The sequence below is a fragment of the Nannocystis bainbridge genome, assembly GCF_028368995.1.
Classification (GTDB): Bacteria; Myxococcota_A; Polyangia; order Nannocystales; family Nannocystaceae; genus Nannocystis; species Nannocystis bainbridge.
The window spans coordinates 121362-134581 of sequence record NZ_JAQNDL010000004.1 but is presented as its reverse complement, the minus strand read 5'-3'; the positions used below and the strand labels follow the sequence as shown (position 1 = coordinate 134581).

General features: G+C 71.8%; 13 protein-coding genes. 9 read left to right on the top strand and 4 right to left on the bottom strand.

Features of this window, described 5'->3' with window-relative positions:
* Window positions 1–145 precede the first annotated feature (145 nt).
* Window positions 146–817 carry a 50S ribosomal protein L3 gene (gene rplC / locus POL25_RS37920; protein ID WP_272091269.1) on the top strand — a complete coding sequence of 224 codons (672 nt, stop codon included), beginning with the start codon at window positions 146–148 and terminating at the stop codon, window positions 815–817.
* Between the two features lie 97 nt (window positions 818–914).
* Window positions 915–1535, top strand: coding sequence for an SAM-dependent methyltransferase (locus tag POL25_RS37915; protein WP_272091268.1), 621 nt, complete (start codon window positions 915–917; stop codon window positions 1533–1535).
* A 96-nt stretch (window positions 1536–1631) separates the two neighbouring features.
* On the opposite strand, the gene POL25_RS37910 is transcribed toward POL25_RS37915, so the two are convergent.
* Window positions 1632–1841, bottom strand: coding sequence for a hypothetical protein (locus tag POL25_RS37910; protein ID WP_272091267.1), 210 nt, complete (start codon window positions 1839–1841; stop codon window positions 1632–1634).
* A 682-nt stretch (window positions 1842–2523) separates the two neighbouring features.
* Between POL25_RS37910 and POL25_RS37905 the strand changes: the two genes are divergently transcribed.
* From POL25_RS37905 to POL25_RS37875, 7 genes are all read left to right on the top strand, one after another.
* Complete coding sequence (locus tag POL25_RS37905; RefSeq protein ID WP_272091266.1) at window positions 2524–2841, top strand: hypothetical protein; 318 nt, start codon at window positions 2524–2526, stop codon at window positions 2839–2841.
* 102 nt (window positions 2842–2943) lie between these two features.
* Entirely contained in the window at window positions 2944–4809 is a 1866-nt protein-coding gene (gene typA / locus POL25_RS37900; protein ID WP_272091265.1) for a translational GTPase TypA, read from the top strand.
* Window positions 4810–5046: 237 nt separating this feature from the next.
* Complete coding sequence (locus POL25_RS37895) at window positions 5047–6390, top strand: hypothetical protein (RefSeq protein WP_272091264.1); 1344 nt, start codon at window positions 5047–5049, stop codon at window positions 6388–6390.
* 122 nt (window positions 6391–6512) lie between these two features.
* On the top strand, window positions 6513–7115 hold the full coding sequence (locus tag POL25_RS37890) for a TetR/AcrR family transcriptional regulator (protein WP_272091263.1): 603 nt from the start codon (window positions 6513–6515) through the stop codon (window positions 7113–7115).
* Between the two features lie 378 nt (window positions 7116–7493).
* A complete protein-coding gene (locus tag POL25_RS37885) occupies window positions 7494–8582 on the top strand; it encodes an aldo/keto reductase (RefSeq protein WP_272091262.1) in 1089 nt (362 codons plus the stop codon).
* A gap of 74 nt (window positions 8583–8656) precedes the next feature.
* Window positions 8657–9157, top strand: a complete 501-nt coding sequence (locus POL25_RS37880; RefSeq protein WP_272091261.1) for a hypothetical protein — start codon at window positions 8657–8659, stop codon at window positions 9155–9157.
* A 78-nt stretch (window positions 9158–9235) separates the two neighbouring features.
* Complete coding sequence (locus POL25_RS37875; RefSeq protein WP_272091260.1) at window positions 9236–9853, top strand: hypothetical protein; 618 nt, start codon at window positions 9236–9238, stop codon at window positions 9851–9853.
* A gap of 249 nt (window positions 9854–10102) precedes the next feature.
* Here the strand turns inward: POL25_RS37875 and murE are convergent, their stop codons facing one another.
* From murE to trpC, 3 genes are all read right to left on the bottom strand, one after another.
* The gene (murE, locus tag POL25_RS37870) at window positions 10103–11338 is read right to left on the bottom strand and encodes a UDP-N-acetylmuramyl-tripeptide synthetase (protein WP_272091259.1); all 1236 of its coding nucleotides are present in this window, start codon (window positions 11336–11338) and stop codon (window positions 10103–10105) included.
* A 383-nt stretch (window positions 11339–11721) separates the two neighbouring features.
* Window positions 11722–12396, bottom strand: coding sequence for a phosphoribosylanthranilate isomerase (locus tag POL25_RS37865; RefSeq protein WP_272091258.1), 675 nt, complete (start codon window positions 12394–12396; stop codon window positions 11722–11724).
* Window positions 12397–12412: 16 nt separating this feature from the next.
* Window positions 12413–13219 carry an indole-3-glycerol phosphate synthase TrpC gene (gene trpC, locus POL25_RS37860; protein WP_272091257.1) on the bottom strand — a complete coding sequence of 269 codons (807 nt, stop codon included), beginning with the start codon at window positions 13217–13219 and terminating at the stop codon, window positions 12413–12415.
* Window position 13220 lies beyond the last annotated feature (1 nt).

Sequence of the window (13220 nt, the reverse complement as noted above, 5' to 3'; positions counted from 1 at the left end):
CCCCGGCGCCCCCGCAGGTTGACGCCCGGCGCGATCGCGGGCACCTTCCCCGTCCCTGCGGCGCCTCGCTCTTCGCTGATTCCAACGTGAAGGAAGCCGCGCCGGAGAAAGCCACAGCACGGCCCGTTCGGGCCTGGAGAGCCAGATGAATTTCCAGATCGGTCTCATCGCCAAAAAGCTTGGAATGACGCAGGTGTTCAAGGACGAGGGCGACCGCGTCCCCGTCACTGTCCTGCAGGTCACCGGCAACACCGTCACCGCCCACCGCACCACCGAGCGCGACACCTACAACGCGCTGCAGGTCGGGTTCGCCGAGAAGAAGGCCAACCGCGCCAGCAAGCCCGAGAAGGGCGCCGCTGAGGCCGCCAAGGTCGGCACCTTCTACGTCCACAAGGAGTTCCGCGTCCCCGTCGACGCGCTCGCCGCCCACCCCGTCGGCAGCCAGCTCGGCGCCGACGTGTTCAAGGAAGGCACCCGCGTCGACGTGACCGGCACCTCCAAGGGCAAGGGCTACCAGGGCGTCATCAAGCGCCACAACATGGAGGGCGAGAAGAACAGCCACGGCCAGCACGAGTTCTTCCGCCACGGCGGCTCGATCGGCTGCCGCAAGACCCCCGGCCGCGTCCACCGCGGCAAGCGCATGACCGGCCACATGGGCCACGAGCGCGTCACCCTGCAGAACCTCGAGGTCGTCAAGATCGACGCCGAGCGCGGCCTCGTCCTCGTGCGCGGCCCGATCCCCGGCCCCAACAACGGCTTCGTGACCATCCGCGCCGCCGTCAAGCCCGCCATCAAGGCCGGCAAGAACAAGGCCTGAGGTCGTTGTCTCGAAGGCCCTGTCCTTCGAGACATGCCCTTAAAGCCACCACGCTCGAGCCGGCCACGCGCCGGCTCGGCTGCTTAAGCCGCACGACATGACCCGTCACCGCCTCAGCGACAAGACCCACCGCAACGACGCCGCCTATCTCCGCGCCAAGCAGGAGAACTACGCCGCGCGCGCGGTCTACAAGCTCGAGGAGATCGACCAGAAGTTCCGCATCCTGCGTCAGGGCGCGCGCGTGCTCGACCTCGGCTGCTGGCCCGGCTCGTGGATCCAGTACGCCGGCGACCGCGTGACCGACAGCGGCTACGTCCTCGGCATCGACCTCAAGCCGGTCGTGCTCAGCTTCCCGGCCCACGTCGAGCACCGCGTCGCCGACGTGTTCGAGTGGACCCCGGACCCGGCGCTCGCCCCGTTCGACGTCGTCCTCAGCGACATGGCCCCGCACACCACCGGCGACCGGCACACCGACGTCGTCCGCAGCGAGGGCCTGGCCGAGCGCGCCCTCGACATCGCCTGCATGGTCCTGCGCCCCGGCGGCCACTGCGTCGTCAAGGTGTTCCAGGGCGGCGGCTTCGGCGAGCTGCTCAAGCGCTTCCGCTCCAGCTTCCAGGAAGCCCGCCCGTACCACGCCAAGAACTCGCGGACCACCAGCACCGAGCAGTACCTGGTCGGCCGCGGCCTCCGGTCCAACGCCATCGTCCCCCGGCCCTGACCGCGACTGTCCCTCAGGACATGTCCGCTGCGACATGTCCTCGAGCACCTCGCCCTCAGGACATGTCCTCCACGACATGTCCCGAAGGCCCGCCGCTCACAACGAGCTCGGCAGCGGCCACGACTGCAGCGCGCCGGGGTTCAGGTACTTCACCGGCGTGAACCACAGCGCCCCGCTCGGGCTGACCGCGCTGCCCGGCCCGCACTCGGCCTCGCCGCAGCTCGTGCTCGGCCCCGCCAGCGTGCAGCCGTCGCCGCCGTCTCCGCCTGGCCCTGACAGCCGCTCACACACTCGCCGTCGACGCACTGCTGATGCGGCTGCGTGCACGCCTGGCAGCCGATCGCCTCCGTGGTCGTCGGCGTCGTCGTCTCCGTCGTGCTCGTCGCCTCGCTCGCCGAGAGGCTCTCCGAGCCCGCCGAGGTCGTCGGGTTCGTCGTCGCCGCGCTCGTCGGCCCCGTCGACTCCCCCGTGGCGGTCGCCGGCACGGTGGAGCTGGCCTCCCCGCGGTCCCGCTGTCGGCCCGCCCGTCGTCGCCGCAGCCCAGCACCAGCCAGGCCGCCGCCATCGCCACCGCCGTCCCCGACCTGCCCATCACCTTCCCTACCTTCTTCATCACCATCGCCGCGATGCTCACCGGGCCCGGCGCCCTCGCCGCTACGGGCTTCACAGACGCGAATTTCGTCTCGCCTGACGCCGCTTCGGAGTCGCCCCACCGAGCACCTCTTTGGCCCGGCGTCGCCCTCGCCGGTGACGCGATCTCCCTGTCCGAAAGGCCAGCCTCGCGCGCTGCCGCCCGTCGCCCTCCGCGCCGCGCCGCGTGCGTCTTCGCCCGGCCGACAGAACGGCCCGCGGGCCGCTACAGCCCTCTATCTGGCCTTCCGCGCAGTTCTGCGCCGCGCGATTTGGTTTATCCGCCTCTGATCAAGAGTTCAGGGCAAGCTCGGTGATCGCTGGACACTGATTGGGTGTTCAGTGCAGATCCGAACCCATGCAACGCCGTCGCCGACTGCGGATCACCCCCACACCGGTCCGTGAATTCCCGTCTCCGGACGACCCGGGGCTGCCGGACGTGGCTCCGAGGCCGGATTCCGACCCGCCGCGCGCCCCGCCGGAGCCGACCGGGCCGGATCTTCCCGCCCCCGTCCCGCCGCGCGATCCCCGCGACTGCCTCGCCTCGTCCTGGACCGAGCCTCACCTGTGGGCGGCCATCCGGGCCAAGGTCGACGCCGATCGCCGCCGGAGGGCCGCCTACCTGGCCGCACGGCCGCCGAACCGCCCCGTGTTCGCCGCCGATTCACTCCTGTGACCGGCCTGTCGCTCGCGAATAAGCCCGCGCCGCTCACATCGGCGCGACTTGCCAGCGCGTCGCCGCCGGGTTTACTTCCCGCCGCCGCCCAAAACGGCGTCTATGGCCGCCCCGCAGCAGATTCGTAACCTCGCGATCATCGCCCACGTCGACCACGGCAAGACCACGCTTGTCGACGCCCTACTCACTTCAGCAGGCGCGCTCGACCGCGGAGAAGGTCAGCTCGAGCGCGCGATGGACAGCGGCGATCTCGAGAAAGAGCGCGGCATCACCATCACCAGCAAGCCGACCAGCGTCACCTACGGGGACGTGCGGATCAACCTCGTCGACACGCCCGGACACGCCGACTTCGGCGGCGAGGTCGAGCGCGTGCTCAACATGGTCGACGCCGTGCTCGTGGTCGTCGACGCCTTCGAGGGGCCGATGCCGCAGACGCGGTTCGTCACCGAGAAGGCCGTCGGGCTCGGGCTCAAGATCCTCCTCGTCGTCAACAAGATCGACCGTCCCGGCGCCGAGCCGCACAAGACCGTCGACGCCACCTTCGACCTGCTCGCGGGCATCGGCGCCAGCGAGGACCAGCTCGACTTCCCGGTCATCTTCTGCAGCGCGCGCGAGCGCTACGCGATGAGCGACCCGGACGAAGAGAAGGGTCCGATGTCGCGGATCCTCGACTTCATCGTCCAGCACGCCCCGCCGCCGGTGGTGCACGAGGGCGGCGCCGCGTTGTGGGTCTCGACCCTCGACTACGATCCGTTCCTCGGCTTCGTCGCCATCGGCCGGATCCGCAGCGGTCGGCTCACCGTCGGCGATCGTCTGGCTCAGCTGCGTCACCCGCCCCGGCCCGCGCTCGGCGAGACCGCCGGTCCGCCCGTCGTCGCCGAGGTGTTCCGCGTCCGTCGCTTGCTCGGCTTCCAGGGCCTGCGTCGACTCGAGCGCGAGTACGCCGAGGCGGGCGACCTGATCGCCGTCGCCGGCATGGAGTCCTTGCAGGTCGGCGACACGCTGACCACCGAGGATCCCTCCACGCGGCACGTGTTCCCGCGGCTCGACGTCGACCCGCCGACCATGACCATGCGCTTTCGCGTCAACGACGGCCCGTTCGCCGGCCGCGAGGGCAAGTGGGTCACCTCGCGCAAGCTCGCCGAGCGGCTCGAGCGCGAGGTGCGGTCCAACGTCGCCCTGCGCGTCAGCCCCGGCGAGACCGCCGAGGAGTTCGAGGTCGCCGGTCGCGGCGAGCTCCACCTCGGCGTCCTCATCGAGACCATGCGGCGCGAGGGCTACGAGCTGTGCGTCTCGCGGCCCAAGGTCATCCTCCGCCGCAACGAGAACGACGAGCTCGAGGAGCCCTACGAGAACCTGATCCTCCAGTGCGATCAGGACTACAGCGGCTCCATCATCGACAAGCTGAGCCAGCGCGGCGGCGAGCTGCGGGCCATGGACAGCGCCGGCCCCGGCCGCACTCGCCTCGAGATGCGCACCCCGACGCGGAGCCTCATCGGCTACCGCAGCGAGATGCTCACCGACACCCGCGGCACCGGCATCATGGCCGCCACCTTCGCCGGCTACGGCCCCTACCTCGGCCCGCGGAAGACCCGTCCGCGCGGCGTCCTCATCGTCATGGAGTCCGGCGAGACCTTCGCCTACTCCCTCGGTCGCCTGCAGGACCGCGGCGTGCTCTTCATCGGCGATCACGTCCAGGTCTACGCCGGTCAGATCCTCGGCGAGCACAGCCGCGAGAACGACCTCGTCGTCAATCCGTGCATCGCCAAGAAGTTCACCAACATCCGCAGCGCCGGCGCGGACGAGAAGATCTTCCTGACCCCGCCGCTCGAGCGCAGCCTCGAGCAGGCGCTCGCATACATCGAGGACGACGAGCTGCTCGAGGTCACCCCGAAGAGCCTGCGCCTGCGCAAGCGCGACCTCGACCACAACCGCCGCAAGCGCGAGGCCAAGGCCGTCGCCGGCTGAGCCGCTCCGCCTGACCCCGCGACGAAGCGCGACCATCCTCGATGGTCGCGCTTTTTGCTTTCTCCCGCCGCGCCCCGCGACCGACCTCGCTCGTCGCGCTCCTTGCTCTCTCCCGCCGCGCGACGCGACCGTCCTCGTCAGTCGCGCTGATTGTGTCCGCTGCACGTAACCTCGTCGCTCCGTCCTCGGTCGCCGCGCCGTGCGCCGCAGTGCGCCCCGAGGTATCGTCATGCGCAGATGATCGCCTCGCCCTCGCTCGCTCCGCGTCATCGCTCGCTCGCCGCGCGTCGCGGCCTGGTGCTCCTCCTCGCCTTGCTCGCCGCCTGTCGCCGCAGCGCCGAGACCTCCCCTCCGACCGCCGACGCGCCCGCCCACGCCGCTCCGAGCGAGCTGCGAGCCACCTACGACCTGCCCGCCGACGAGGCCGCCTGGACGGCCCACGACTACCAGCAGGCCCGCGACGTCTTCGTCCGCCTCGAGCGTGAGCGACCCGACCTGCTCCCGCGGCTCGCCGGGCCTGACGCCGCCTGGATGCAGCGGCTCGTCTCGCTCACCGACATCGAGGCCGCCGCCCGCCGCACCGACGACCTCGACCTGCTCGGCGCCTTCCACCTCGCCGTCGCCGACATCCTCCAGCTCTACACCGGCCGCGCCCTCGGCCCCGGCGATCGCGGCCCCGAGTACCTCGCCGTCGCCGCCGCCTTCTTTGTCCTCTCCCGCGTGCGCCTCGAGCGACTCAGCGGCGACGACGCCTCGCGCGACGCCTTCATCCCTGCCCGCTACCACCTCGCCCGCGGCGTCCACGACGTCCTCGCCAGCGCCCTCTCGCTGCCCGCCGTCGTCCGCCCTGCGCTCGCCGCCGCCACCTTCGCCCCGATCGCCGACCGCCTCGCTCCGTGGTTCCTGCCCGAGGAGCGCGACCGGATCCTCGACCTCGCCGATCGCCTCGCCGCCGTCCCCGTCGCGCCCGCCGACCTCGGCGCGGTGCGCACCGCCTTCGCCCCCGACCGCGAGCCCGCCCCGCGCGTCGAGGCCCTCGCCGAGGACATCCGCGAGCACGCCGAGCGCCAGGAACAGCTGCTCGCCGCCGTCGCGGCCGGCGCGGTCGAGCCGCTCGAGGTCGGCGGCGAGGGCGGCCAGGTCCGCTGGGCCTTCCCCGACGCCGGCTTCTCCGCCGTGTTTCCTCGCCGGCCCAACGCGCAGCGCCAGGGCCTCGTCACCGCCGACGGCGTCGCCATGACCACCCGCATGCTCGCCCTCAAGCTGCCCGGCGACGCCTCGCGCCTCGTCACCTGCAGCGCCCGCGCCCGACCGATCGCCGGCCGGACCCCCGCCGACGAGGTGCGCCAGATCGCCGACACCATGCACCTCGAAGCCCCGCGCGCGATCGAAGTCGGCGGCGCCCGGGGCCTCGAAGGCGCCCTCACCACCGATCGCGCCCATGCCCTCGTGCGGGTCGTCGCCGTCGGCGACAGCACCTGCGTCGTCGTCATCGAGGTCCCGCTGGCCCGCGCCCGCGAGTCCGCGGCCGAGCTCCGCCGCTTCGTCGACTCGTTCCGCCCCGGCCCGGTCCCTCGCTGAGCCGACCTCGTCGCGCCCCATCGTCGACGCTGCGACCTCCGCGTCACCGCGACGCGTCCGCGCATTCTCCGCGTCGTCTATTTATATTTGACAGGTCAGTCAAGAATAACTACAACCTCTCCATGCCCCGCCCGCGAGAGTTCGATCGAGACGAAGCCATCGAGCGGGCCATGGGCGTGTTCTGGGAGCACGGCTACGAGGCCACCTCGACCGAGCAGCTGCTCCAGGCCATGGGCATCGGTCGTCAGAGCATGTACGCCGCCTTCGGCGACAAGCACGGCCTCTACCTCGCCGCGCTCGAGCGCTACCAGGCGCGCCAGAACGCCGCCCTGCTCGAGCGGCTGCGCGCCGTCAGCTCGCCGCTCGCCGCTATCGAGGACATCCTGCTCGCCGTGGCCGCGGACGCCCCGGAGGGCCGCGCACGCGGCTGCATGGGCATCCAGTCGATCGTCGAGATGGCCGGCCGGGACCCCGACGTCGTGCTGCTGGCGCGCAGCGGCACCGCCCTGTGCGAGGCCGCCTTCGAGCGCATGGTCGCCGAGGCCAAGCGCCGCGGCGAGGTCGGCCCGCACGTCGACGAGCGCAACGCCGGCCGCTTCCTCCTGACCACCCTGCAGGGCCTGCGGATCAGCGCCCGCACCGGGGCCGCGCCGGAGTCTCTGCGCGCCGTCGCCGGCTTCGCCATCGCCGCCCTCCGGCCCACACCGCCCTCCGCCAGTTCTTGACTGCGTAGTCCTGAACTCGTCCTCGACGCCCGCAGTCCGCGGCCCCCGGCCACGACTTCCCCGCCGACGCGCCGCAACTTCGCGGTCGTGCGCGGCCCATAGCATCCCGCGACAGCCGCACCTGCGCGGCCGTCGTCGTCCACCCTTCTGACAGCACCAGGCGTCCGCGACTTCGCGGCCGTCCCCGCTACGACTTCCGCACTTACGCGGCCGTCGTCATCCACGACTCAAATCAACCCGCGACGTCCGCCCCTACGCGGCCGTCGTCATCCTCGCCTCGTCAGCAACCTGCGACGCCCGCACCTGCGCGGTCGTCCTTCCATCCGCATGCAAGCCCGCGACGACCTTCATGGCCGTCGTCGTCAGGAGTCCTTCGTCATGTCTCTCGATCGATACTATCTGCTCGGCCGCTCCGGCCTGCGCGTCAGCCCCTTCGCGCTCGGCACCTTGACCTTCGGCACCGACGGCACGCACGGCGCATGGGGCTCCAACAAGCAGGCCGCGCGCGCCGTGTTCGACCGCTACGTCGGCGCCGGCGGCAACTTCATCGACACCGCCGACCTCTACACCCGCGGCACCAGCGAGTCGCTGCTCGGCGAGTTCATCGCCGAGTCCGGCCGCGACCGCCTCGTGCTCACCAGCAAGTACAGCTACAACCTCGCCGAGCGCGATCCCAACGCCGGCGGCAACGGGCGCAAGAACATGATCCGCGCCGTCGAGGCCTCGCTGCGGCGGCTCGGCACCGACTACCTCGACCTCTACTTGCTGCACACCTGGGACCGGATCACCCCCGCCGAGGAGGTCGTGCGCACCTTCGACGACCTCGTGCGCGCCGGCAAGATCCGCTACGCCGGCCTCTCCGACGTGCCCGCCTGGTACGCCGCGCGGGCGCAGACCTTCGCCGAGGCGCACGCCCTGACGCCCTTCGTCAACCTGCAGCTGCAGTACTCGCTGATCGAGCGCGGCATCGAGGCCGAGTTCTCCGGCCTCGCTACCAACCTCGGCATGGGCATCACCGCCTGGAGTCCGCTCGCCAGCGGCCTGCTCTCGGGCAAGTACCGCCCCTCCACCGGCCAAACCGCTACCGGCCGGCTCACCTCCGGCGTCGGCCCGACCGTCGAGGGCGTCGGCGAACGCGAGTGGCGGATCGTCTCGGCGCTCGAGGGCGTCGCCGCCGAGCTCGGGCGCAGCATGGCCCAGGTCGCGCTGCAGTGGCTGCTCACGCGACCCGGCGTCACCTCGGTGATCGTCGGCGCCACCCGGCCCGAGCAGCTCGACGACAACCTCGGCGCCCTCGATCTCCAGATCCCCGCCGCGCTCCTGCAGCGGCTCGACGAGGCCAGCGCACCGGCGGTGCTCGCCCCTTACACGATGTTCGGCGACCGCTACCAGGGCTTCCTGCACGGCGCTGACGTCCGCGACCGATCGCCCGCCTACGCCCCGCCGATCCGCGTGGCCCTCGGCTGAGCGGCGCGTGACCGCGGCGAAGCGCGCTGCCTGGCCGCGGCGCGGAATCGTCCCGCGTGGTACCTCTCGGCGCCATGGGATTCTTCGACAAGGCCAAGCAGTTCCTCGGCGGCAAGAACATGGCGAGCGTCGCCATCACCGTCATCGAGCGTCAACCCGCGGCGACCGCCACCTTCCCGGTCACCGACTCGGTGCTCAAGGGCACGATGGTGATCACCGCCCAGCAGGACTGCACCCTGCTGGCGACCAAATACGAGGTGTGGCTGTACATCAAGAAGGACGACGTCGAGTCGCCCTTCCTCGCCGTCGCCGAGAAGGATCCCGATCCGAAGGTCAGCTACTCGGACGGCTGCCTCAAGATGCCGTGCGACCTCAAGCCTGGCCAGGTCATCACCCAGCCGTGGCTGGTGAGCGACGTCGACCTCGCCAAGATCCTCGCGAGCAACGGCTTCCCCGACCCCAACGCTGCCACGCGCGACCCGGGCGTGCGGCTCGTCGTCAAGTGCATCGCCGACGTCAAGGGCTCGCCGTTCGATCCGAGCGCAGAGGTCACCGTCCGCCTCGTACCGGCCTGAATCGCGCGCGCGTGCGGGCGTGTGCTCGTGGGCCGCGCGCGCCCCTGCGCGCCGGCCCGTGGCACATTCCCCGCCACGATGAACATCGACCTCGCCAAATTTTTGTCCGTCGCCGCCCTCATGAGCCAGGGCCTCGCGACAGCCGGGTGCACGATCAACCTCGGTGACGGATTCACCGATACCAACATCGGCCCGCAGACCAGCACGACCACGAGCACCTCCGGCACCACCGACGAAGCGACCACCGGCACCAGCGCCGATACGGACGACTCGACCGGCACGGACTCGGGCACCAGCGCGCCGACCACCACCGACGCGCCGACCAGCACCAGCGAGGCGACCGACTCCTCCACCGACGCGACCGCCGGCACCACTGGCGAGGGCTTCGTCTGCAGCGACGGCACCCTGCTCGAGAACCCCGCCTGGGTCTGCGACGAGAACCCCGACTGCCCCGACGCCTCCGACGAGGTCAGCGGCTGCGGCCTCGCGGCCTTCACCTGCACCGGCGACAACAAGAAGGAGATCCCCGAGGCGTGGGCCTGTGACGAGGTCCCCGACTGCGCCGACGGCTCCGACGAGGTCACCGGCTGCGGCCTCGAGGCCTTCACCTGCACCGACGGCACCGAGATCCAGGCGTCCTGGAAGTGCGACATGGCCCCGGACTGCCCCGACGGCTCCGACGAGCTCGACTGCTGACCTCTTTTCAGTTTCGGACATGCTCGAGAGGACATGCTCGTAAAAGCATGTCCTCTCGAGCATGTCCTTTATGACTAGTTCGCGGACATGTCCTCTCGAAAATGTCCCGCGCGGCCGGTCCGATCTGTTCCGCAGCCCTGCGCCTGTCGCCCGCCGGCGTCCTCCGCGTCACCAGTGCCGGGGACCTGCCCCATCCGTGCCGCTCGCGTCCCGCCGCCTCCGCTCACCCTGCCACCGCGGCCCTGGGCTCTACGCGTCGCCGACGAGCCGCCGCACCTCGGCCACGTCGGAGAACGGCCGCGTCTGTCCGCCGGCCGTCTGCCCCTCCTCGTGTCCCTTGCCGGCGATCACCACCACGTCGCCCGCCCGCGCCCCGGCGATCGCCGCCGCGATCGCCCGCCCGCGATCGAGCTCCGTCGTCCACGTCGCTCGGCCCCCGCGCAAGCCTTCCACCACCGCCGCCGCGATCGCCTCCGGCGCCTCGTCGCGCGGGTTGTCGCTCGTCACCACTGCCACGTCGGCCAGCGCGGCCACGGCAGCGCCCATCGGCGCGCGCTTCTCCGGCGTCGCGTTGCCGCCGGCGCCGAACACCACCAGCACGCGCCCCTGCGGCCCTGCCAGCCGCCGCGCCGTCGCGCACGTATGCGTCAGCGCGTCGGGCGAGTGCGCGTAGTCGACGGCGATCGTCGGCCGGCCCTCGCCATGCGCCAGCACCTCGAACCTTCCCGGCACCACCGGGCACGCCGCGATCCCGCGCGCCACCGCTTCGCCCGGCAGCCCCGCCGACAGCCCCGCGAGCGCTGCCGCCAGCGCGTTCTCGGCGAACACCTCGCCGACCATGCGCGTCGTCAGCTGCCCGCCGAGCGCCGCCGCCACGGGCGACGGCCGCAGCGTCACCCGCGTCCCCGTCGGCCCGACCTCGATCGCCTCCGCCTCGAGGTCCGCCGCGCGCAGCCGCGGCCCGCGGCCCGGCGCCGCGAACCACCGTCGCTCGACATCGGCGGGGATCGCCTGGTCGATGAACAGCGCGTGCTTGTCGGCCGCGTTGAGCACGGCCGTGTGCCCCGGGCCCAGGTGCATGAACAGCTGGGCCTTGGCCGCCAGATAGTGCTCCCAGCTGCCGTGCGTGCCGAAATGGTCGACCGACAGGTTGGTGAACACCCCGAGGTCGAACCGCCAGCTGCGTGCGTAGCCCTGCGCCAGCGCGTGGCTGGTCGTCTCGATCGCCGCGTGCCTCGCCCCGCGCGCGGCCGCCCGCTCGAGCGTGGCGACGAAGTCGGCGAACCGCTTGCCGCGCGGCCACGCCTCGTCGTCGAACGCCACCCCGAGCGTCGACACCCGCAGCACCGACAGCCCGGCCGCGCGCACCGCCGCCGCGATCATCCACGTCGTCGAGGTCTTGCCGTTGGTGCCGGTGACCCCGAACGAGAACATCGACTCCGCCCACGGAGCCGCCGCCGCGATCGGTCGCGAGAAGCTCGTCACCCGCCGATCATAGCCCGAGCCCCCGCCGCCCGTCTCGCGCGGCCCAGACCGCCGAGCGCGCCTGCAATCGACTCGTGGCGCCTCGAACAACGGCAGCCCGCCCCTCGCTCGCGGCTCCTTCGCTCGCCCGCGCCGCTCATGTCGCGCGACCGCACCTCGGCGCTCGGCACTCGGCGCCTCGCTCGTGGTTCACATCGCGCGATCGCACCTCGCCACTCGCCTCGCGCCACGACCGACCCTCGCCCAGTTCAAACCTCATGCCCATCCGGACATGTGCAGACGAGCATGCCCTTTCAGACATGCCCTTTCAGACATTCCCTTTCAGACATGCTCATTCAGACATTCCCTTTCGGGCATGCCCCTTTTTAAAGAATGTCCAGCGCTCAGCCCGTCTCGCCGCGACAGGCTGCCAGCAGCGCCGCGATGGCGACGCGGTCCTTCTCACCGCGGCGGGCTCCTGGCAGCTCCGTCCCGCTGGCCACATCGAGCCCCGCCGGGCGGACCTGCGCGATCGCCTGCGCCGCGTTCTCGGCCGTGATCCCGCCCGCTAGCCACACCTCGAGCCCTGCCAGTTGCTGCACCGCCGCCGCGGCCCAGCCCCAGTCGGTCGTCTGGCCCGCGCCCCCGTACCCCGGCACCGCGGCGTCGAGCAGCGCCCGCGCCGGGCCTGGTGACGGCGGCAGCAGCTCTGCCAGCGCTGGCGTCCCGCGGACCACCCACAGGTACGGCAGCCCGAAGCCTGCGACCTCCTGCGCTCCGACGATCTGCACGAGGTCGAGCGCCAGCGTCTCGGCCGCGCGGCGCACCTCCTCCGCGGTCGGCTCGACGAACACCCCGACCCGCTCGAGCGAGCGCGGCGGATCGACCGCCTGCAGCAGCGCCTGCGCCTCGGCCAGCGTCAGCCCGCGGCGCGACCCACTCCACAGGTTGATCCCGACCGCGTCGACCCCCAGCTCGACGCAGGCGGCCAGGTCCTCGGCGCGGGTCACCCCGCACACCTTGAGCTTCACCGCCACGCCGGCACCGACCTGTCCCGCAGGGCCTGTCCTTGCGAACATGTCCCCAGCGCCAGCCTCACAGCGCCATCACCAGCTCGCGCAGCGCCTCGCCGGGCTCCTCGGCTGTCATGAAGTAGCTGCCGATCAGCAGCGCGTCGGCGCCCGAGTCGCGCAGGCGGAGCGCGTCGTCGATGCTGCGCACCCCGCTCTCGGCCACGTACGTGAAGCTCTTGGGCACGTACTTGCGCAGCTTGGCCGCGCGGTCCGGGTCGAGCTCGAACGTCTGCAGGTCGCGCGAGTTGACCCCGATCAGCTTGGCCCCGGCCGCCATCGCGCGATCGATCTCCGCCTCGTCGCGGGTCTCGCACAGCACCTGCAGCTCGAGCGTGTGGGCGAACTCGATCAGCTGGCGCAGCTGCGGCACCGGCAGGGCGGCCACGATCAGCAGCACGCAGTCGGCCCCGACCCGCTTGGCCTCGACGATCTGCGTCTTCTCGAGGATGAAGTCCTTGCACAGCAGCGGCAGCGACACGCTCTGGCGCACCGACCGGAGATCGTCGAGCGAGCCCTGGAAGTGCTTGTCGGTCAGCACGCTCATGCACGCCGCGCCGCCCGCCGCGTAGAGCATCGCGATCTGGCGCGCGTCGGCGCCCTCGCGCAGCGCCCCCGCGCTCGGCGACGCGCGCTTGAACTCGGCGATGATGCCCGGTCGCGGGCCCTCGCGCAGCGCGCCGATGAAGTCGCGCGGGCGCGGCAGCCGGGCCCCGAGCTCGAGCAGCTCGCGGTCGGTCAGCGCCCCCGAGCGGGTCGCCCGGGGGGCGGCGAGCTCGGCCCGCTTGGCGGCCAGGATCTTGTCGAGGTACGTGCTGCCTTTGTCGCTCATG